At 69.1% G+C, this 20106-nt stretch carries 23 protein-coding genes; 10 read left to right on the top strand and 13 right to left on the bottom strand.

Features of this window, described 5'->3' with window-relative positions:
• Positions 1-5: 5 nt before the first annotated feature.
• Positions 6-1370 (bottom strand): D-alanyl-D-alanine carboxypeptidase/D-alanyl-D-alanine-endopeptidase, encoded by a 1365-nt coding sequence (dacB, locus tag ACIBGM_RS11705; RefSeq protein ID WP_360517707.1) that lies wholly within the window; start codon positions 1368-1370, stop codon positions 6-8.
• A gap of 50 nt (positions 1371-1420) precedes the next feature.
• Here dacB and ACIBGM_RS11700 point away from each other — a divergent pair, with 50 nt between their 5' ends.
• On the top strand, positions 1421-1909 hold the full coding sequence (locus ACIBGM_RS11700; RefSeq protein WP_360517710.1) for an inorganic diphosphatase: 489 nt from the start codon (positions 1421-1423) through the stop codon (positions 1907-1909).
• Positions 1910-1921: 12 nt separating this feature from the next.
• Here the strand turns inward: ACIBGM_RS11700 and ACIBGM_RS11695 are convergent, their stop codons facing one another.
• From ACIBGM_RS11695 to ACIBGM_RS11675, 5 genes are all read right to left on the bottom strand, one after another.
• The gene (locus tag ACIBGM_RS11695) at positions 1922-2101 is read right to left on the bottom strand and encodes a hypothetical protein (protein WP_396385353.1); all 180 of its coding nucleotides are present in this window, start codon (positions 2099-2101) and stop codon (positions 1922-1924) included.
• The gene (locus ACIBGM_RS11690) at positions 2101-3501 is read right to left on the bottom strand and encodes a C40 family peptidase (RefSeq protein ID WP_360517716.1); all 1401 of its coding nucleotides are present in this window, start codon (positions 3499-3501) and stop codon (positions 2101-2103) included. The genes ACIBGM_RS11695 and ACIBGM_RS11690 overlap by 1 nt, the downstream gene beginning before the upstream one ends.
• Positions 3502-3753: 252 nt before the next feature.
• Entirely contained in the window at positions 3754-4572 is an 819-nt protein-coding gene (locus ACIBGM_RS11685) for an endonuclease/exonuclease/phosphatase family protein (protein ID WP_360517719.1), read from the bottom strand.
• Positions 4573-4635: 63 nt separating this feature from the next.
• The gene (locus ACIBGM_RS11680) at positions 4636-5709 is read right to left on the bottom strand and encodes an oxidoreductase (RefSeq protein ID WP_360517722.1); all 1074 of its coding nucleotides are present in this window, start codon (positions 5707-5709) and stop codon (positions 4636-4638) included.
• Positions 5710-5729: 20 nt separating this feature from the next.
• Positions 5730-6797, bottom strand: a complete 1068-nt coding sequence (locus tag ACIBGM_RS11675; protein WP_396385350.1) for a ThuA domain-containing protein — start codon at positions 6795-6797, stop codon at positions 5730-5732.
• A 161-nt stretch (positions 6798-6958) separates the two neighbouring features.
• Here ACIBGM_RS11675 and ACIBGM_RS11670 point away from each other — a divergent pair, with 161 nt between their 5' ends.
• The gene (locus tag ACIBGM_RS11670; RefSeq protein ID WP_396385348.1) at positions 6959-7843 is read left to right on the top strand and encodes a bile acid:sodium symporter family protein; all 885 of its coding nucleotides are present in this window, start codon (positions 6959-6961) and stop codon (positions 7841-7843) included.
• On the opposite strand, the gene ACIBGM_RS11665 is transcribed toward ACIBGM_RS11670, so the two are convergent.
• On the bottom strand, positions 7819-8664 hold the full coding sequence (locus ACIBGM_RS11665; protein WP_396385347.1) for a helix-turn-helix transcriptional regulator: 846 nt from the start codon (positions 8662-8664) through the stop codon (positions 7819-7821). The genes ACIBGM_RS11670 and ACIBGM_RS11665 overlap by 25 nt on opposite strands.
• A 100-nt stretch (positions 8665-8764) precedes the next feature.
• Between ACIBGM_RS11665 and ACIBGM_RS11660 the strand changes: the two genes are divergently transcribed.
• Both ACIBGM_RS11660 and ACIBGM_RS11655 read left to right on the top strand, forming a co-directional pair.
• Positions 8765-9508 (top strand): SDR family NAD(P)-dependent oxidoreductase, encoded by a 744-nt coding sequence (locus ACIBGM_RS11660; protein WP_360517734.1) that lies wholly within the window; start codon positions 8765-8767, stop codon positions 9506-9508.
• Positions 9509-9551: 43 nt separating this feature from the next.
• The gene (locus ACIBGM_RS11655; RefSeq protein WP_360517737.1) at positions 9552-10376 is read left to right on the top strand and encodes a hypothetical protein; all 825 of its coding nucleotides are present in this window, start codon (positions 9552-9554) and stop codon (positions 10374-10376) included.
• Here the strand turns inward: ACIBGM_RS11655 and ACIBGM_RS11650 are convergent.
• From ACIBGM_RS11650 to ACIBGM_RS11640, 3 genes are all read right to left on the bottom strand, one after another.
• The gene (locus tag ACIBGM_RS11650; RefSeq protein ID WP_360517740.1) at positions 10373-10672 is read right to left on the bottom strand and encodes a thiamine-binding protein; all 300 of its coding nucleotides are present in this window, start codon (positions 10670-10672) and stop codon (positions 10373-10375) included. The two genes, ACIBGM_RS11655 and ACIBGM_RS11650, sit on opposite strands and share 4 nt — an antisense overlap.
• Positions 10673-10831: 159 nt before the next feature.
• The gene (locus tag ACIBGM_RS11645) at positions 10832-12388 is read right to left on the bottom strand and encodes an MDR family MFS transporter (RefSeq protein ID WP_396385345.1); all 1557 of its coding nucleotides are present in this window, start codon (positions 12386-12388) and stop codon (positions 10832-10834) included.
• On the bottom strand, positions 12385-13005 hold the full coding sequence (locus ACIBGM_RS11640) for a TetR family transcriptional regulator (RefSeq protein ID WP_396385343.1): 621 nt from the start codon (positions 13003-13005) through the stop codon (positions 12385-12387). The genes ACIBGM_RS11645 and ACIBGM_RS11640 overlap by 4 nt, the downstream gene beginning before the upstream one ends.
• Before the next feature lie 150 nt (positions 13006-13155).
• On the opposite strand from ACIBGM_RS11640, the gene ACIBGM_RS11635 reads away from it, so the two are divergent.
• Positions 13156-13347: a hypothetical protein gene (locus tag ACIBGM_RS11635; RefSeq protein WP_360517749.1), complete on the top strand. Its 192-nt coding sequence runs from the start codon at positions 13156-13158 to the stop codon at positions 13345-13347.
• Here the strand turns inward: ACIBGM_RS11635 and ACIBGM_RS11630 are convergent.
• Together ACIBGM_RS11630 and ACIBGM_RS11625 are read right to left on the bottom strand one after the other, a co-directional pair.
• On the bottom strand, positions 13337-13798 hold the full coding sequence (locus tag ACIBGM_RS11630; RefSeq protein WP_360517752.1) for an isoprenylcysteine carboxylmethyltransferase family protein: 462 nt from the start codon (positions 13796-13798) through the stop codon (positions 13337-13339). The genes ACIBGM_RS11635 and ACIBGM_RS11630 overlap by 11 nt on opposite strands.
• On the bottom strand, positions 13791-14270 hold the full coding sequence (locus ACIBGM_RS11625) for a MarR family winged helix-turn-helix transcriptional regulator (RefSeq protein WP_396385341.1): 480 nt from the start codon (positions 14268-14270) through the stop codon (positions 13791-13793). Before ACIBGM_RS11625 ends, ACIBGM_RS11630 begins: the two co-directional genes overlap by 8 nt.
• Before the next feature lie 38 nt (positions 14271-14308).
• On the opposite strand from ACIBGM_RS11625, the gene ACIBGM_RS11620 reads away from it, so the two are divergent.
• The 5 genes from ACIBGM_RS11620 to ACIBGM_RS11600 all read left to right on the top strand — a co-directional run bounded on the left by ACIBGM_RS11620 (position 14309) and on the right by ACIBGM_RS11600 (position 18228).
• Entirely contained in the window at positions 14309-15556 is a 1248-nt protein-coding gene (locus ACIBGM_RS11620; protein WP_396385340.1) for a hypothetical protein, read from the top strand.
• Positions 15557-15624: 68 nt separating this feature from the next.
• The gene (locus ACIBGM_RS11615; protein WP_396385339.1) at positions 15625-16230 is read left to right on the top strand and encodes a DUF998 domain-containing protein; all 606 of its coding nucleotides are present in this window, start codon (positions 15625-15627) and stop codon (positions 16228-16230) included.
• Positions 16231-16254: 24 nt separating this feature from the next.
• The gene (locus tag ACIBGM_RS11610; protein WP_360517764.1) at positions 16255-16692 is read left to right on the top strand and encodes a MarR family transcriptional regulator; all 438 of its coding nucleotides are present in this window, start codon (positions 16255-16257) and stop codon (positions 16690-16692) included.
• A complete protein-coding gene (locus ACIBGM_RS11605; protein ID WP_396385338.1) occupies positions 16689-17900 on the top strand; it encodes an MFS transporter in 1212 nt (403 codons plus the stop codon). The genes ACIBGM_RS11610 and ACIBGM_RS11605 overlap by 4 nt, the downstream gene beginning before the upstream one ends.
• Position 17901: 1 nt before the next feature.
• Complete coding sequence (locus ACIBGM_RS11600) at positions 17902-18228, top strand: DUF2867 domain-containing protein (RefSeq protein WP_396385337.1); 327 nt, start codon at positions 17902-17904, stop codon at positions 18226-18228.
• Here the strand turns inward: ACIBGM_RS11600 and ACIBGM_RS11595 are convergent.
• Positions 18211-20055, bottom strand: a complete 1845-nt coding sequence (locus ACIBGM_RS11595; protein ID WP_396385336.1) for an FtsX-like permease family protein — start codon at positions 20053-20055, stop codon at positions 18211-18213. The genes ACIBGM_RS11600 and ACIBGM_RS11595 overlap by 18 nt on opposite strands.
• Between the last annotated feature and the right edge of the window lie 51 nt (positions 20056-20106).

Here is a 20106-nt window from a genome sequence, read left to right as displayed (position 1 = left end):
GCCGATCAGACCGCGCAGCCGCAATTGGCCAGGGCGGCGGCTGCTCTGTCGAGGGCTGCCCGGGCAGCCAGCGTCTTGGGAACCGGCACGCTGTCGGACGCCACCGCGAACACCAGCAGCGTGCCGGTGCGGTCACGGACCATCCCGGCCAGGCTGTGGACTCCGGTGAGCGTTCCGGTCTTCGCCCGGACCAGTCCGGTGCCCGTACCAGTGCCGACCACGCCGAACCGGTCCTCGAGGCTGCCGGTGAACCCAGCGACCGGCAGTCCGGTCAGGAGGTGCCGCAGCTCCGGGTGGTCCTCGGACGCGGCCACCCGGACCGCACCGGCCAGCACGTCCAGCGGGACGTGGTTCGTACGCGACAGCCCGCTGCCGTCCTCGATGGTGGCCTTGCTGACGTTCAGGCCGAGCTTGGTCAGCGTCGCCTTCACGCCCAGGACCCCACCGGCGTACGAGCCGCCGTTCTTGGTCGCCAGGCCGACATGCCGGAGCAGGACCTCGGCGCCGTCGTTGTCGCTGTGCAGGTTCACGTACTCGACGATCTCCCCGACCGTTGGCGACGCGACCTGCGCAAGCGACGTAGCGGTCGTCGGTGCGACAGCACGCCTCACAGCCCCGGTCACCATGATCCCGGCCGCCTTGAGCTGAGCAGCGAAGGCGGTGGCCGCGGCCTGTGACGGAGACGCGGCCCGCTTCGCCATACCTGGGCTCAGCCGGCCCTCGTTCACCCAGAGCGCCGACGTGGGGGCCGCGATGCCTTCGGTGATGTAGTTCGGCTGCCACTTCGCGTTGACCGGGGGTCCGGTAAACAGCGAGGCGTCGTACCCGAGCGTGACGCTTGTGATGCCCTGTGCCTTGAGCTCCTTCGCCGTACTGGCTGCCAGGGTCTGCAGGGACGCCCGCGTCGGGTAGTCAGTGGGGTCGGTCTGGCGCTTGATGGTCAGCAGCGGGTCGCCGCCACCCACCAGGACGATCGAGCCCTTCGCAGCGCTGACCACCTTGGTGGCGAACCTGTGGCCGGCTCCGAGCGTGTCCAGCGCCGACACCGTCGTCAGCAGCTTCAGCGTGGAGGCCGGCACGTACGGCGTGGCGGACCCGACCGAGAACACCGGCTTGCCGCGCGAGGCGTCGTACACGTAGATGCCCCGGTGCTTGCCCAGCGCCGGGTCGGCGAGGATCGCCGCCAGCGCCTTCTGCACGCCGGCTGCGGTCGGCGCGACCCCCTCCGCCTTCGCCGGGGCCAGCACGGCCGGCGCCTGGACCTGCGCGGTCGGGAGAGATCCGGGTACGGCGCCTGCTCCGCCCGCCAGGCTCACGCTGAGCGCTGTGGCGAGCAGCGTGACGAACGCCGCACGAGGAGGACGGACCACCGGGCTGCTCCTGTCAATTCGTCGGTCGGAACCGTGACAGTATCTGCCGTATGGAGTTCGACGTCTTCATCGAGATCCCCAAGGGCACCCGCAACAAGTACGAGCTGGACCACAAGACCAACCGGCTCCGCCTGGACCGGACCCTCTTCACGGCCACTCAGTACCCCTCCGACTACGGATTCATCGAGGAGACCCTCGGGCAGGACGGCGACCCGCTGGACGCGCTCGTGCTGCTGTCCGAGCCGACCTTCCCGGGCTGCCTGATCCGGGCCCGCGCGATCGGGATGTTCCGGATGACCGACGAGAAGGGCCCGGACGACAAGGTCGTCTGCGTCCCGGCCGGCGACCCGCGCCAGGAGCACCTGCGCGACATCCACCACCTGCCGGAGTTCGACCGGCTGGAGATCCAGCACTTCTTCGAGGTCTACAAGGACCTGGAGCCGGGCAAGTCGGTCGAGGGCGCGACCTGGGTCGGCCGGGCCGACGCCGAGGCCGAGATCAGCGCCTCCTTCGAGCGCCTGAAGACCGAAGGCCACTGAGCTCGGCCGATCTCACCAGCCGATCAGCGAGTACGTCGTGGTCGCCGGCCGCGCGGCCGGCTCCGGCGCGCCCGGGGCTTCGTTGCCCGCGGCACTCGACGGCGGCTGACCCGCCTCCGCGGCGACCGGCCGGCGGCGCCGGACCCGGGACATCGCGGAGGCGAGTTTCGCCTTGCTGCGCAGAGGTTTCATCACGGGCGGCCGAAGAAGTCCGGCGGTTCCCAGTAGTACACGCTGTCGATCTGCACCGGCTTGCCGGACCGCGGCGCGTGCACCATCCGGCCGTTGCCGAGGTACAGCGCGACGTGGTGGATCGTGCCGGGGTCGTCGGGGTCGGTCGACCAGAAGATCAGGTCGCCCGGCCGCAGCTCGTCCTCGTCGATGTGCCGGACCTGCTCGTACTGCGCGACGCTGTAGTGCGGCAGGTACACCCCGGCCTCCGCCCAGGCGCCCTGGGTCAGGCCGGAGCAGTCCCAGCGCGACGGCCCGGTGCCGCCCCACAGGTACATGTCGCCGATCTGGTCCAGCGCGAACTCGATCGCGGCGCTCGCCCCCTTCCGGGTCGGGCGGTCGTCCTCGCGCGGCCGGTCGGGCTGCTTCTTCTTCGGCGGCTTCGTGCCCGGGTTCTCCCGCTGCTGCTCGCGCCGCTCGCGCTCCTCCTGAGCCCGCTCGCGCTCCTCCCGGGCCCGCTCGGCCGCCGCTTCCCGGGCCCGCTCGGCGGCCTCCCGGGCGGCGATCCGGCGCTGCAACTCGGCGGCCTTCTTCGCGGCGAGGGCGGCGGCTCGCTGGCGCGCAAGCTCCTCGAGTCCCCGCTGCCGCTGGGCGGCCACCTGGACCGACGTGTTCTGCAGCACGGCGAGCTGCGTGATCGCCTGCTTGCGCTGGACGCCCATCGCGGTGACCGCGGACGCCTGCGCCTGCTCGGCCGCCTCCGCCGCGGCCTTCGCCTTCGCCGCCTCGTCGGTGGCCTTCTTCACCTTCTTGACGGCCTCGTCGGCCTGCACCTTGAACAGGTTCGCCATCACCTGGGTCGCGGTGAAGCGCAGGTAAGAACCCTGCATCGCGGCTGACACCGAGCGGGCCGCGCCGGCCGAGTCGAGCAGCTGCTGCGGACCCTCCGCGGTGAACAGCGGCGCGAGCTTCGCCACGTCACCACCACCCTGGTACGACGCCGCGGCGAACCGGCCGATCTGTTCCCGCTGGGTCGTCAGCGTCTTCTGCGCCTTGGCCGCCCGGGCCGCCGCCTGGGTGGCCTCGGCCTTCGCCTGCTGCAACCGGTAGACGGCGCCGTTGTAGGCCTCGTCGGCGATCCCGGACGCGACCCCGAGCTGCTCGAGCCGGGCGCTCGCGGCGGCCAACTGGTTCTCGATCGCCTGCACCTGGACGGCCTTCGCGGTGGCGGCCTGCTTGGCCCGCTCGACGGCGGCCTTGGACGGAATGACCGGCGGCTTCGGCTTGGCCTCGGCCTGGACCGGAATCACGGCCATCGAGCCGGCCAGACAGACCGCGAGCACCCCGGAGAGCAGCGCTCTGCCGGTCTTCCCAGTGCTCGCGACCCGCCCGCCGGACGTGGCCCCTGGGGGCGTCCGCATCGGGGTCGTTCCTTCCGCCGGTCACGAACCCCTTCCCCAGGGTTCGTGAACTTTTGGTCCTCCTGGACCTCATACGTGACACTAGTTGCCTGCAGCCCCATTGGGAACACCTTTCACACAAATAACTTTGTTTCACCTGCGTGTCGACTTGACAAACTACAAGCTTGTAATTCCGCGCTGACGGTCACCCGGAGCAATGCAACGGCGCCCGTCCGGCATCAGCCGGAGGGCGCCGTTCGGTGGTCGGAGCGGTCAGCGAAGGGTGTAGGAGGCGACGACCGGGAGGTGGTCGGACGCCGGCGAGACCGGGACCGACGCCTTCGTCGGCCGGAGCTGCGTGCTGTGCAGCAGGTAGTCGATCCGGGCGGTCGGGTTCTCGGCCGGCGAGGTGTACCCAGGCCCGGTCCCGACGGCCGGCCAGGTGTCGTTCAGCAGCGCCGTCAGCGTCTTGATCTCCGGCGTGTCCGGCCGGGCGTTCAGGTCGCCGACCAGCATCGTCGGCTGCTTCGAGGCGCCCAGGACCTCGACCACCTTCTGGGCCTGCTCCAGCCGCTCGGCGTTGTTGTTGTGCGTCAGGTGCGTGTTCGCGAACCGCAACTCGGCGCCGCGCACCTTGACCGTCGCGACCGCCAGACCGCGCTGCTCCTGGCCCGGGTACATCGGCAGCAGCGTGTTGGTGAAGTCCTTGATCGGGTACTTCGACAGGATCGCCGTACCGTACTGACGGCGCGGCTCGCCCGGGTTCAACGGCGGCAGGTCGAGGTTGGCGGCGTACCCGTAGTGCATCTTCAGCCGCTGGGCGAACCAGGCCGGCTGGTCGACCCAGTTGCTCCGCTCGCTCCAGTGCCGGTCCACCTCCTGCAGCCCGATCACGTCCGCGCCGGTCTTCTCCAGCAGTACGGCGATCCGCTCGAGGTCCAGGACGCCGTCGATCCCGGCGCCGTGGTGGATGTTGTAGGTCGCCACGGTCAGCGGGCGACCGGGCCGGTCGGTCGTCCCCGCCTCGGCGGCGGCCGTAGTCGGTAGGAGCATCAACAGTCCCGCAATAGTCCCCAGCACCAGTTTGCGCATGCCCTCATCCTGTCGGGTGGTCGGCGACCCCCGCACGACGTACGGGTGTCGCCGACCTGAACATCAGCGCGTCAGCCGTGCGACCGCGCCCTTGGCCCCGGACGCCCAGCACCCCGCCTTGCTCCCGTGGCCGGCGCACTCGACGCTGTCGAAGCTGCCGTCGTAGAACTGCTTCCAGCTGCGTCCGCCGTCGTAGCTGACGTCGCTGCCCGACGGACCCACGGCGATGACGGTAGCGGGCGTGTTCGGCACGAACGCGGACCCACTCCGGTACCCCTTCGGCGCCTGCTCGGCCGGGACCAGCTTCCAGCTGCGGCCGCCGTCGTACGTCACCGATGCGGCCCGCACCGCCTCGGTCGGCTTGAGGAAGTCACCGCCGACGGCGACGCCGAACAGCCCGTTGCGGAAGGCGAGGCTGAAGATGCCCGCCGCCTCGCCACTGGCCATCGGCGAGTCGGCGACCGTCCAGTGCTTGCCTCCGTCAACGGTCCGGAACACCCGCGGCCGGTCCCCGCCGCCGGTCGCGAACCACGCCGTCCGCCCGGGCCCGGCGACCAGGCAGGTCCCGCTGGCCGCGAACGCGAACTCACCGGGCAGCGCGGCCGGCATCCCGGCCGTCGACTGCACCTGCCACGACTTGCCGCCGTCCGCAGTCGCCAGGATCCGGAACTTCCCGTCGACCGGGTCGCTCAACGCCAGCCCACGCTTGTTGTCCCAGAAGTCGAGGCAGTCGTAGAACGCGTTCGGGTCGGGGTTGCGGAACGTCTCGGTCCACGACTTCCCGCCGTCCTCGGTCCGGTAGACGCGCGAGTCCGTCCCGTTCCCGATCGACAGCACGACGGCGCGCTTCGCGTCGAACGCCTCGACATCGCGGAACTGCACCGTCTCGGCCCCGGGCGGGCTGACGTTCTGCCAGCTCTTCCCACCGTCGACGGTCCGCAGCACCTGCCCGCCCGACCCGCCGACCCAGGCGACGTCCTTGCTCACCGCAGCCAGCCCGCGGAACTGCGCCGTACTCCCGGTCGGCGTCAGCTCCCACTGGTACGACGGCTGCCCGCCCGCCTGGGCGGCGGGGACGAGCTGGGACATCAACAGCAGACCTCCTGCCGCAACAGCGGCCACACGCAGGATTCTCATGCCGGGAACCTAGCCCAGATTCACATCCCGGTCAGCCGGAAAGACTGAGCAGAATTTCCGCTGCAGGTGAGTTGGACCAACTGGGTGCTGTCGGCGGTGGAGCCGTTCGGGACGGTCAGGCATTTGTTGCTCAGGCGGCTGACGAAATGGAAATAGCCATCGCCCGCCGACACGGCTTTCCACTGCTGGTTTGCGCCACCGCCGTACGTCCACAACTGCAGGCCGGCATTGTCGGCGGACGAGACGTTGGTGACGTCGATCGACTTGGTGGCGTCGTTGCGGTTGTTGACCCGGGTGAATCCGTCGGACGTCGGCTGGAACTGGTTCTGCGCCGGGCCGTCGAAGGTCGACGAGAGCCGGGTGTTGGTCTCGTAGTTCATCGCGTTGTGGCCGAAGTTGGCGTAGATCATCTTGTAGTTCTTGTTGGTCCAGACGATCGGGTAGTAGCCGCTGTACCAGGTCTGGTTCGGGTCGGTGCCGACCGGGAAGCTGGACGGGTCGATCGAGGCCAGGATCTGGATGTCGGCGTTGTTCCGCAGGTCGTTCTGCCAGCTGTACCACTCGCTCACCGACGACCGGAACGTCGCGCCGGTGTTCACCAGCGCAGGGTGCGACCGGTTCTCCGCCTTCAGCGTGACCGCGGTCGGTCCCCAGGTGTTCGACTTGAACCGCCCGGTGCCGAGGAAGGTGTTGTTGAACCACGCCCAGCCGCCGCTCGCGTCGTTGTACGCGGTCACGTGGAAGCCGAAGAACGCGCCACCGTTGTTCATGTACCGCTGGAACCCGGTCCGCTGCGCGTCGGTGTGCGGCGAGTCGTCCAGGAACATCACCACCTGGTACTGCGCGGCGCTCAGGTTGTTCAGCTGGTCCCAGTTGCTCGTCGCCGTGTAGGTGAACCCGTTCTGCGCCCCGAACTGCGGGAACCGCTGGTTCGCCTCCTTCACGAAGTCGATGTGCGCGGGATCCCAGGTGCCGCTGTAGAACGCGAGCACGTTGAAGGTGGCGGCCGGCTGCGCGGCCGCCGTACTGCCGGAGACCAGGCAGAGCAGCAGCGCGAGCAGGGCAGGCAGCAGTTTCCGAGCGGCCATGGCCGGATCCCCTCAGTCATGGAGTGATTACGCAATGAGATTTCAGAACTTAAATTAACTCATGACGAAAAGCCGGTAAAGGGTCCGCCGGTCCCGGAACTCTTGCCGTCCGGCCGTCCCGCTGTCACTCTGAGCCACCGACCTTGGAAGGGGGCCTGCCGATGGACGAATCCGTGCTCACCTCGGTGCTGCTGCCGATCGCCCTGGTGATCATCATGCTCGGCCTCGGCCTGACCCTGACCGCCGGGGATTTCAGCCGGGTACTACGGATGCCGCGGGCAGTCCTGGTGGCACTCGGCGTCCAGGTGATCCTGGTGCCGCTGATCTGCTTCGGCCTGGTCAAGCTGTTCGACCTGGCGCCGGCCCTGGCCGTCGGGATGATGCTGCTGGCCGCCTCCCCCGGCGGCACGACGGCCAACCTGTTCAGCCACCTGGCCGGCGGCGACGTCGCCCTCAACGTCACCCTGACCGCAGTGAACTCGGTGCTCGCCGTGGTCACCCTGCCGATCGTGGTCAACCTGTCTCTCGACCACTTCCTCGGCGACGGAGAGATCGGCCTGCAACCGGCGAAGATGCTGCAGGTGTTCGCGATCGTGCTGGTCCCGGTCGCGCTCGGCATGCTGATCCGCAACAAGCTGCCCGCGTTCGCCGACCGGATGGCGCGGCCGGTGAAGATCGGCTCGATCGTCGTGCTGGTGCTGGTGATCTTCGCCGCCATCTACAGCGAGCGCGACAACTTCCTCGACTACATCGCCGCCGTGGGCGTGGTCGCCGTCCTGCTGAACGTCATCAGTCTCGCTGTCGGGTACGCCGTACCGCGGCTGGCCAACCTTGGTGAGCGACAGTCGATCGCCTGCTCGATGGAGATCGGCATCCACAACGCCACGCTGGCGCTCACGATCGCGCTGAGCCCGACGCTGCTCGGCAACAGCGAGATGTCCATCCCGGTGGCCGTCTACGGCATCGTGATGTTCTTCCCGACCGCGCTCTTCGCGTTCTACCTGAGTCGCCGTACGGCGGTTCAGCGCGCCGGATCGAGTGTCTGACTGCCCAGCACGGACAGTAGTTGCAGCTTCTCCGCGCTCTCGCTGCCGGGCGTCGCCGTGAAGACCACGAGCGTCTGCTGCTGATCCCGGTTGTCGATGACCTCGCAGTACAGCTCGAGCTCGCCGACGACCGGGTGGTTGAAGTGCTTCGTCCGGCTGTGCGCGACGCCGACCTCGTGCCGGTCCCAGATCTCGGCGAACTCGGGGCTGAGCTTCTGCAGGGTCTTGACGAGGGTGGCGGCGTACGACTTCGGGCCGTCCGCGGTGGCGACCGAGCGGAGCATCGAGACCAGCATCCGGCTGTGCGTCGCGACCTCCTGCTCCAGGTACAGCGTCCGGGACGCCGGATCGGTGAACCAGCGGTAGGCCTCGCTCCGCTCGAGGCCCTCGTGGTTGGTCTGCTCACCGGCGAACGCGACGTGCGCCGGGGTCTGCGCGAGGGTGTCGCCGCACCGGTTGAGAAGCAGCGCGGGCGTGTCCTGCAGCCGGTCGAGGATCCGCAGCATCCCTGGGTCGACGTGACAGGCCCGGGTCGTCCGCGGCGGCGTCCCGTGGCCGGCGAGCACGAACAGGTGGTCGCGCTCCTCCGTCGTCAGCCGCAACGCGCGGGCGATCGCCCCCAGCATGTCGACCGACGGCTGCGGTCCCCGGCCGCCTTCGAGCCGGCTGTAGTAGTCGGCCGACATCGACGCCAGCGCCGCGACCTCCTCCCGCCGGAGACCAGGCGTACGGCGACGCCGGCCGCGCGGCATCCCGACGTCCTCGGGCTGCAGGGCCTCGCGTCGTTTGCGCAGGAAATCTGACAGGTCGCCGTACTCCATGTCCTCCAGTCTGTCGGACGGATCGGCGTTATCCAGGGCTTGCCGATCCGTGGTTAACGGCAGCCTGGTTACCGTCGCCGGCCTCGCGAAGGCTGGAGCCATGAAAACGACTGGCAACACGATCTTCATGACCGGCGGCACGTCCGGGATCGGCCTCGAGCTGGCCCGGCGGTTCCGCGACCTCGGCAACACCGTGATCATCAGCGGCCGCCGCAAGGACCTGCTGGACCGGATCGCGGCCGAGGACGGGATCGCGGGCATCACCCTCGACGTCGCCGACCCGGACTCGATCAAGGCCGCCTTCGCGACGGTCACCACTGAGCACCCCGAACTCAACGTGGTCGTCACGATGGCCGGGATCATGGTCGAGGAGGACCTCCGCGACCCGGCGCACCTGACCACGTCCGAGCAGGTGATCGACATCAACCTGCTCGGCACGATCCGCACGCTCACCGCGTTCACGCCGTACCTGCTGACCAAGCCGGATGCGGTGATCATGACGGTGAGCTCCGGCCTGGCGTTCGTCCCGCTGGTGGACACCCCGACGTACAGCGCGACCAAGGCCGCCGTCCACAGCTACACGCAGAGCCTGCGGATCCAGCTGGCCGACACCGGTGTCCAGGTGATCGAGCTGGTGCCGCCGGCGGTTCAGACCGGCCTGCTGAACGGCGTACCGGACCCGGAGTGGATGCCGCTCGACGAGTTCGTCGACGAGTCGGTCAAGCTGCTCCAGGACCAGCCGGACGCCGACGAGATCCTGGTCGACCGGGTCCGTTTCCTCCGCGACGCCGAACGCGAGAACCGTTACGACACAACAGTCGCTGCACTGAACCCCGCGCGCTGAACCATACTTGTTGAGTACGCAAGTTCGGGGGGCGGTGAGGCGTGTGGCGGAGACGATCGGACGAGAGACTCGTGCCGGCCGCCTGTTGCGCTGGTGGAGGCGTCGCTTCCAGTCGCCGACCGAGCCCTTCGACACCGTGTGCCGGGAGCTCATCGACGCCAACGGCGGCCCGGCGCTGCGGGCGCACCTGTACCGGGACGACCCCGGCCACGAGCAGGAATCGGAGCAGCGAGTAGTCGCCGACCTCACGCTGCTCGTGCTGCACCCGGCCGAGGACGAGCTGACCGCGGAGATGCGCCGGGTCGTGGTCGTGGCCGCCGCCCTGGGCGATCATCCGGTCGCCCGGATCGCCCAGCGCAAGATCCTGGCCGCCGGCGACCAGACCCTCGTCGACGAGGTGTACGAGCTCGCGGACCACGTGCCACGGCTCGCCGACTTCTGCCGGGAGCACGAGCTGACGCCGTCCGAGCCGGCGCGGCGGACCGTGTTCTGGCTGCTGACGGGCGAGTACGACAGGTACCGCCGCGCCGATCCGTACGGCGCGGCGGCGGCTGCTGCCTATGCGGCGGCCGACAGCGATGGGCGAGCCCGCATGCGGAGTGCGGCGATCGACGGCGGTCTCTTCGAGTTCCTTCGCCGGATGGTGGAGGACCCCGCGGAGTTCGCCGACCTGCTGCGCGGTGAGCAGTTCCTCGAGCTCAGTGCAGGTTTGGCCCGGCACGAACGCTGGAGCCTGCTCTGGGAGCTCCTCGCCGAAGTGCCGACCGCCACGGCCGTCGAGCGCTCCCGCCTGTTCCCAGCCGACTGGCGACCCGCCACTCCGGAAGCCCGACGACGCCTGGCCGACCTACGGTCAGCACAGAACTAGTCGGACAGCTCCTGCTCGATCCGCTCGACCTTTGCCGTCAGCTGCCCGGTGAACCCGGGCCGGATGTCGGCCTTCAGCACGAGGCCGACCCGCGGGGAGACGGCCGCCACCGCGTCGACGGCCTGCTTGACCACGGCCATCACCTCGTCCCACTCCCCCTCGATGTTGGTGAACATCGCGTTGGTCTCGTTCGGCAACCCGGAGGCGCGCACCACGCGGACGGCCTCGGCCACCGCCTGGCTCACGCCCCCGGTCTCGTCACCACCGGAAGGGCTGATGCTGAATGCAACGATCATGCGTCTAGCGTCCCACTGGCGACGTCGTTTGCACGATGGCGGTGTCCAGGTGCGTGCATCGCAAGGCGGAGGAGCGTCCTCGATGCGGGGTTCATCGTGGATCCTCCTCCAACGCAGCGAGGTGCGTGCCTGGGCGCCGCCAGCGTGTGAAGGACGTTGTCAGTGGGGCGCTGGCTTGCCAGCCTCCTCCTCCTCGGCGGCGCGGCGTTCGGTGGCTGAGGTGGTCAGGAGGGCTTTCTCCTTGATGAAGAGGATGGCGACCAGCGCCAGGACGGCGATCGGGACCGAGATCATGAACAGGTCCGCGGTCGCGTTCCCGTACGCCTCCTGCACCGCCACCTTCACCTCCTCCGGCAGCGTGTTGATGTCCGGTACGGCGCCGCCGCCCTGCGAACCGTCCATCCCGAGCGACGTCGCGACCCTGTTCGCCAGCACCGCGCCCAGCGCGCTGACGCCGATCGTGCCGCCCATGCTGCGGAAGAAGCTCACCACCGACGTCGCCGCACCGAGCTCACGCGCCGGTACGTCGTTCTGCGCGGCGAGCACCAGGTTCTGCATCACCAGGCCGACGCCGACACCGAGGACGGCCATGAACACCGACATCCGGAACGTCCCGGTGTGCGCGTCGATCGTGCCCAGCAGCGCCAGCCCGACCGGCAACAGCACGCCGCCGATGACCAGGTAGATCTTCCACTTGCCGTACTTCGTGATCAGTCCACCGGCGATCGTGGACGAGATCAGCATGCCGAAGATCATCGGCAGGCTCATCAGGCCGGCCGACGTCGGCGAGTGTCCCTGGGCGATCTGGAAGTACTGCGACAGGAACACCGAGCCACCGAACATCGCCAGGCCGACCAGCATGCTGGCGACCACGGACAGGGTGACTGTGCGGTTGCGGAACAGGTCCAACGGGATGATCGGCTCCGGGTGCCGCGCCTCGACCACGCCGGCGATCGCGAGCGCGACCACGGCGATGCCGACCAGCACCAGGCTCCAGCCGGACACCCAGTCGAACTTGTTCCCGGCGAACGTCGACCAGACCAGGACGATGCTCACGCCACTGGTGATCAGCAGTGCGCCCCACCAGTCGATCCTGACGTCCCGCCGTACCGTCGGCAGGTGCAAGGTGCGCTGCAGCAGGATGATCGCGGCCAGGCTGAACGGGACGCCGACCAGGAAGCAGGCCCGCCAGCCGAGCGGCGAGTCGACCAGGAACCCGCCGAGCAGCGGGCCGCCGACGGTCGCCGAGGCGAAGATCGCGCCGAAGATGCCGGAGTACCGGCCGAGCTCACGCGGCGGGATGATCGCCGCCATCACGATCTGCACGAGCGCGGTCAGGCCACCGGCGCCGATGCCCTGGACGACCCGGCTGGCCAGCAGCAACTCGACGTTCGGAGTCAGGCCGGCGACCAGCGAGCCGATCACGAAGAACGCGAGCGACAGCTGGACCAGCAGCTTGTTGTTGTAGAGGTCGGCGAGCTTGCCCCACAACGGCACGGTGGCCGTCATCGCGAGCAGCTCGACGGTGACCACCCAGGTGTAGACGGACTGACTGGCCTCCAGCTCGGAGATGATCCGCGGCAGCGCGGTGGACACGACGGTGCCGGCGAGCACGGCGACCAGCATGCCCATCATCAGGCCGGAGATGGCCTGGGTGGTCTGTCGTGGCGTGAGTGCGACCGGCGCCTCCGGTTGAGGCGACGAGGTCGTCGTCATGAGTGACCTTTCTCGGTACTGTCGAAGCCGGGGTCGATGCCCTCGGCAAGTAGTCGGAAGCCTTCGCCGACCAGCTCGCTGACGCGCCGGTCGGGAGTCTGTTTGTGCAGCTCCATCGCCACCCGGCAGGCGGCGCCGGCCGCGCTGACGACGAGGGCGGGCCGTACGGCGGTCGCCGGCTCGCCCATCCGCTCCGCGAGGGCGGCGGTGAGCCGGCGTTCGTCGTCGAAGCTGGACACCATCAGCTGGTAGACCAGGTTCGGCGACTGCATGATCAGCTCACCGCGACGCGACAACTCGCCGTCGCTCTCCAGGTCCTGCAGCACCTCCCGGACGACGTGCCACATCAGGGTCAGCGGTGAGACCTCGGCGGGCGCGGTCCGCATCAGCTCCAGCGCACGCTCCAAGTGCTCGGGGTTGCGCCCGAGGATCGCGTGCTCCTTGTGCGGGAAGTAGTTGAAGAAGGTCCGCACCGACACGTCGGCCGCCTCGGCGATCTCCTCGACCGTGACGTTCTCCGGCCCCTTCTCCAGCGCCAGCCGCAGCGCCGCGTCGGCCAGCGCCGCCCGCGTCTCGCGCTTCTTCCGCTCCCGCAACCCACCCTCTGCCTGTCTCACCCGACCAGGCTAGGTAGAATTTTGCACTCACTGCAAACTATTAATCATGAAACTTTGCAGCCACGCACAAATCTGCCGGCAACGATCTCCGGTCGGGTAGAATGAGGTGGCAGCCTCCGGTGCGGGTCCCCGCGTTCGGAGGCCTTTTCTATGCCGGCACTTCTCTACCGAGCCGCCATCCACGACGTCCGCGGGACCGACGTCCTGCCGCTGAACCGACTCCGGAATCTCAAGGCCACCGAGCCGCTGCTGCCCTGGGCCGACATTCCGCACATCCTGCACCGCGGCCCGCTCGCGATCAGCCTGTTCCGCGACGCCGGCGGGCGGCCGGTCAGTGTCTGAGGCGTGGCACCCACGCCGGGACGGTACGGCGGTACTCCTCGTACTGAGCGCCGTAGCGGGCGAGCAGCACGGGCTCCTCGTACCAGCGGACGAAGGACGCCATCACGGCCCACGCGAGAACGCCGTACCCGAGGATCCAGAGGTCGAGGAAGGTGAGGGCCTGGCCGAGGATCGCCGTGACGACGCCGACGTACATGGGGTTGCGGACGAAGCGGTAGTCGCCGCCGACCACGAGCTCCTCGGTGGGCGCGAGGGGCGCCGGCGTACCGCGACCCTCCCGGACGAACCGCACGAACGCACGCAGTACGACGTACGCGCCGGCGGCCACCAGCACCAGCCCGGGCCAGAACCGGGGCGCGGCCCAGCCGCTGATCCACCACGGGATCAGCCCACCGACCACGCAGGGCACGGCGAAGAAGAACGCCGTACTGCCCAGCACCGCCTTAAGCATCGTCGAGTCTCGCGATCACCCGGCCGGACAACTCACAGAAGGTCTCGAGCTCGGCCGGGCTCAGGTCGGCGAACCAGTCGGCCACCGCGGCGAAGTCACCGCTGTCTCGCTCCTGCCAGTACTCCGCGCTATGGTTCGTTGCGGACAGCAACTTGCGGCGCCGGTCGGCGGGATCGGGCTCGATCTGCAGCAGATCCTTGCGGACCAGGGCGGCGACGATCTGCGCGACGTTCTGGTGGGTGCTCCCCAGTGCGGCGGCCGCCTCGGCCAGCGACGGCTTCCCCATCGCAGTCACCACCGTGATCAGGGCAGCCTGCTGAGTGGTGAGCCCGTCCGCCCGCAGCCGCTCGTCCATCGCGTACCGCAGCTTCTGGGCGAGCATCAGCGTCGTCCGGAACGCCTGGACCGACGGCGCCAGCTGGGAGCCCGCGCCGATCCCGAACAGCTCCGGGGTCTTGTTGAACGGTGACATAGGCAATATATTACCTATCATCGTCGAAGGGGGCAATGATGATCTGCCTGCTGCCGCACTGCGCGTACCTGTCCGAGACGTCCCGGATGCTCGAGCTCCATCGGGCCCTGACCGCGCTCGGCCTGCCGGTCCGCGTCGCCACCCACGGCGGTCCGCACGAGCGACTCCTCGCCGCGGCCGGCATCGAGTACGACGTCCTCGGCCCCGGCCTGTCCGACGCCCGCGCGGCCGCCTTCGTCGGTTCGGCCGCCGGGCTCGGCGATCCCCGGCAGAGCATGTACGACGACGCCGAGATCCGCACGTACGTGCTGGCCGAAGCGGACTACTTCCGCGCCCACGGGATCACCGTCGCCGTCACCGGCTTCACCGTGACCACGCTGCTCTCCTCACGACTGGCCGGCGTACGCGTCATCACCGAGCACGCGGGCAGCTTCGTCCCGCCGGTCTTCGAGCACCGACTGCTGCCGGCGCCGACGCATCCGGTGGACCCACGCCTGGCGCACGCCCCCGACTGGCTCGCGCGGTTCCTCGTCAACCGGACGACCAACCGCACCACGGCGTACTGCGGCGGCTTCAACCGGGTGGCCGCATCGCTCGGCATCGAAGGGATACCGAGCCTGGCCGCGTTGCTGCTCGGGGACCTCTCAGTGGTGCCGGAGATCCCCGAGGTGCTCGGCGTCTCGTCCGAGGAGGTAGCCGCCTGGCGTCCCGGCAAGGGCTATCGGCCAGGCTCGGAGCTCCGCACGGCCGGCCCGCTCTTCGCTCATCTCGAGCTTGATATGCCGCCTGAGGTGCAGCAGTTCCTCGACCGGCCGGGCCCGGTCGTCTACCTCGCGATGACCTCGACCCCACCGGAGGCGGTGCGCACGGCGATCGCCGAGCTCAGCCGGCTCGACGTACGCCTGCTGGTCGCGGGCACGATCCACGACCTCGCCGACCTCGGCACCGACCGGATCATGATCCAGGGCGTGCTGCCCAGCCATCTCGTGATGCCGCAGGTCGATCTCGCGGTCACCACCGGCGGCCAGGGCAGCGTGCAGACGGCGATGGCCTGCGGTACGCCGCTCCTCGGCATCCCGCTGCACATCGAGCAGGACCTCAACGTCGTCCTGGTCGAGCGCCTCGGCGCAGCCCGCCGCCTCGGCCGCTCCGACGACCTGGCCGCCCTCGCTAGCCGGATGCTCGGCGACAAGTCGCACCTGGCCGCCGCCGAGCGGATCCAGAAGCTGTACGCCGCCGTCGACGGTCCGACCGCAGCCGCGGAAATCATCGCCCGGCAAGTCTGAATTCTGTCCGGATCGACCTGGATCCCTCGACGTCTCTGCTGACAAACCCCAGCAGAGAGGACGAGATCATGAACGTCACCCCACTTCGCGCGTGCGGTATCGCGGCCGGACCGCTCTTCCTGGCCGTGTGGGCCGTGCAGGCCTTCACCCGGGACGGCTTCGACCCCAGCCGGCATCCGCTCAGCCTGCTTGCGCTCGGCAGCGGCGGCTGGATCCAGATCGCAAACTTCGTCATCACCGGAGCTCTGTTCGTCGCCGCGGCGATCGGGCTCCGCGACCACGGCCGCTGGCTGCCGCGCTTCGTCGGCGCCCTCGGCTTCGGCCTGATCGCGGCCGGCGTGTTCGTCACCGACCCAGGCGCCGGCTTCCCAGCCGGAGCACCCGATGGGCGGGTCGATCCGAGCTGGCACGCCGTACTGCACGAGGCCGGCTTCGCCATCGTCCAACTCGCCTGGATCGCCGCCGCCATCACCGTGGCCAAGCGCAACACCGGCCTGGCTCGCTGGTCGACCGTGGGTGCAATCGCCCTGGCACTCGCCATCGCCGCCTGGCCGAACCTCGACACCCTCAGCCTCCGCCTCGTCGTCGCAACCGCCATCCAGTTCGCCTTCCTGGCCGCGATTTGCTCCCCGCCGGTGACTCGGGTCACGCTGGCGGCCGCTAGAGATGCATAGTATTGCTATGTATATTTGGGGGATGTGAGTGAGACTGAGCTGACGCAGCTGGGTGTGGACGTGGTGGTTGCCTCGGCGCGGTTGACGCGGTTGGCGGCGCGGGACGTGAGCGCCTTGCCGCACGCGGCGATGCGGTTGCTCGGGCGGCTGGACGAGCTCGGGCCGACCCGGATCAGTGAGCTGGCGAAGGCCGATCGGTGTTCCCAGCCGACGATGTCCAACCTCGTGCAGCGCCAGCAGGACCAAGGCTGGGTACGGCGCGAGCCGGACCCAGCCGACTCCCGCGCCAGCCTGATCAGCCTCACGGACGCCGGGTACGCCGAACTACAGCGCGCCCGCCAGGAAGCCGGCGCGGCCGTCGCCGCCCGCCTCCGCCAACTCCCCGCGACCGACCGCGCCACCCTCGAAGCCTCGGTCGCCATCGTGCACAAGATCCTCGCCCTGGAGGTCTCATCCCGGTGAGCAACTCGTTCCTGAAGCAACCCAAGTCCGTCTGGGCGGTCGCGTTCGCCTGTGTGATCGCCTTCATGGGCATCGGCCTGGTCGACCCGATCCTGAAGCCGATCGCCGAGCAACTGCACGCCAGCCCGTCGCAGGTGTCGCTGCTGTTCACCAGCTACATGGCGGTCATCGGTGTCGCGATGCTGATCACCGGCGCGGTCTCCAGCCGGATCGGCGCCAAGCGCACCCTGCTGATCGGCCTGGCCATCATCGTCGTGTTCAGCGCGCTCGCCGGCCTGTCCGACTCGATCGGCGCGATCGTCGCCTTCCGGGCCGGCTGGGGTCTCGGCAACGCACTGTTCATCGCGACCGCACTGGCCACAATTGTGAACTCGGCCAGCGGCTCGGTCGCCGAGGCGATCATCCTGTACGAGGCCGCGCTCGGCGTCGGCATCGCGGCCGGCCCGCTGGTCGGCGGTGAGCTCGGCACGATCTCCTGGCGCGGTCCGTTCTTCGGCGTCGCCGTACTGATGACCATCGCGCTCGCCGCCACCGCCTTCCTGCTGCCCACGTCACCACCGGCAGCACGCCGTACGTCGATCCTCGAGCCACTGAAGGCGTTGCGGCACCGGTCGTTGGCGACGGTCGCGATCACGGCACTGCTCTACAACTTCGGGTTCTTCACGTTGCTCGCGTTCACGCCGTTCCCGCTGGCGATGTCGGCGCGGCAGATCGGGCTGATCTTCTTCGGCTGGGGCATCGGGCTCGCGGTCACCTCGGTGTTCGTGGCGCCGCGGCTGCAGCGGTGGTTCGGCACGCTGCCGGTGGTGATGACCGCGCTGCTGCTGTTCGCTGCGGACCTTGCAGTGATGGGTGTTTACGCACACCACAAGGCGGTCCTCGCGGTCGGCGTGATCGTCGCGGGCCTGTTCCTCGGCATCAACAACACCCTGATCACCGAGGCCGTGATGGCAGCCGCACCGGTCGAACGCGGCACGGCCTCGGCGGCGTACTCCTTCGTCCGCTTCTCCGGCGGAGCCATCGCCCCCTGGCTGGCGGGTAAGCTCGGCGAGGAGATCAACATCCAAGTCCCCTTCTACGTCGGCGCCTTCGCCGTAGTCCTCGCCGTAGCCACCCTCGCCACCGGCTGGAAGCCCCTTTCCCACCTCCGCACCCCCACCACTCACTCCCCAGTCGAAGCCCAAGCCCTCACCGCCGCCGACGCCTGAGGTGCGCCGGGAAGCTCGGGGTCACCAAGGGGTCGTCCTACCACCACTTCAAGGGCGCCGCCGGGTTTCGGTCGGCGCTCTTGGAGCACTTCGAGGCGCAGTTCACCACGCGGTTGATCGACACGGTCGAGAGTGCGCCAACCACCTGACCGGGTGGCTGGCGATCGTCACCGACAACGCCCAGCCGGTCGGCGAGTTCAAGGTCGTCACGCTGGTCAAGTACCTGCGGACGGCCGGGCGGTTCTACTACAACCTGATCCGGCCGTTCCACCATGTCGTGGTGCAGAGCATGGCTCGCGCAGGCGCCCGGTCACTCGCGTCCCGCTAGCAGGGAGATCGGCTGCGGGTCGGTGGCTCGGTGCGCGGTCAATGCCGCCGCGGCGCCGACCACGACCATCGCGGCGGCGAAGATCAGACCCAGCAGGCGCCACGGAATCGCCAACGCTGCAAGGCCGTACGGGCCCGCTGCGATGCCGGCCAGCGCTGCACCGGCAACGAGTGATCCAAGCAGTACGCCGATGAGCACGACCGCCGTGGACTCGACCAGTGCAACCTGGACGACCTGAGTTCTGGTCAGGCCGGCCATCCGGGCGAGGGCGAACTCCCGACGCCGATCCGCGGTGGACATCACGACGGCGTTGACGACGGCAACAGCGGTGAAGATCCCGGCGAGGCCCATGAGCGCGGCGAACAGGCCGGAGTTGCTGCGCTGCTGGGCTTCACCCCTCGCTTCGGCCCACTCCTTGACTGTCTGCGCGTTGTGGATCTTGTGGCCTGGCGCAACCTTCACGAGGGTCTCGATGCGGCCGCCGGCGGGCAGCAGGCTGCGCGGGACGAAGAAGTTCTCGCTGACGTCCAGCGTCTCAGGCATGGTCGCCACGACCTTGACCGAGAGCTTTCTGTTGCCGAGAGCAATGGTCAGGGTCTCGCCGAGCTTGTAGCCCTCGGCGGCCATTCCGGGGCCGATCGCAATCGTCCTTCCGGTGAGGCGGTCCAAGGAGCCCTTGCGTGGACGGAGCTTGTGCGTCTGCAGGTATGCGGCCGGATCGATCCCGATCGCCTCGGAGTAGACGGTCCGCCTTCCGCGCGTGACCGCAACCGGTACGGCGGTCTGCGGCGAGGCGACCTCGATCCCCGGTCCGGCTGGAACCGCGTGGTCGACCACGAGATCTGCGGTGATCAGTCTCTCCTGCTCCACGCCGACCGCTTTGGCGAGCGATCCGAACGTTCCCCACAAGCCGACGACGAGACCGACGAGCACGATCAACGGCGCTGCGGTTGCAGCACTTCGCCGTACTGCATGAAGAACGCCGGCGCGGGCCATGTCGGTGATCAGGTTGCCGCGGAGGACTGCGGCGGGGAGACGACCGGCCAGCGGTACGACGACCGGGCTGAGCTGACTGAGGGCGATCGAGCCGCTGATCATCACGACCAGGCCGATCATCAGTCCGGCGACGAGGTCACGCGCGGCCTGGGCGGCGATCACCAGCAACACCGTGCAGGCTGCGGCCGAGAGTCCCCAGAACCAGCGCCACGCGGTCATCACTCGCATCGCCTTGGGTGAGTCGGTGATCGCTTCGAGGGCGCTGACCCTCGAGGCGCGCCAGGCGGCGGTGAGTACGCCGGCGAGCGCCGTACTCATGCCGACGATCATCGCGGACCACATCGCCCCCTGGTCCCAGGGCGCGTCGAACCAGTCCGGGAGCATGCCCAGCTCGGTCAGCAGCCTGGACTGCGCCCAGGTGCCGATCAGGCCGATGGGCACGCCGATCGCCGTCCCGAGCAGGCCGAGCAGCATGGCCTCGCACAGCAGCATCAGGCAGACGTACCCGCGCTGCGCTCCGATGAGCCGCAGCAGCCCGAGCTCACGCCGCCGCTGCACCACCGTGAACCCGAACGTCGTGCTGACGATGAACACGGTCAGGAACACCGCGAGCATCACCGACATCCCCATCAACGTGGCCGCTCCGACGTACCCCTCACGCACCCCGGCCCGCTCGTAGGCAGACAACCCGGGCGGCAGGACCGGCCGATCCGTCGCCGCCAGCACCTGCAACCCCGACTGCACCAGCCCGACTCCGAGCGCCACGGCGACAACCGCCCCCGCGAACAGCTGCCACCTGTCCCGCACCGCCCCAACCGACAACCTCAGCATGCGTCCAGCCAACTACCTGGCGTTCCGTGCGCCCCGGGCTCGAGCACCCGA

It is taken from the genome of Kribbella sp. NPDC050470, from assembly GCF_044458365.1.
Lineage (GTDB): Bacteria > Actinomycetota > Actinomycetes > Propionibacteriales > Kribbellaceae > Kribbella.
The sequence above is the reverse complement of the archived record's forward strand: the minus strand, read 5'-3'. Positions and strand labels throughout refer to the sequence as shown.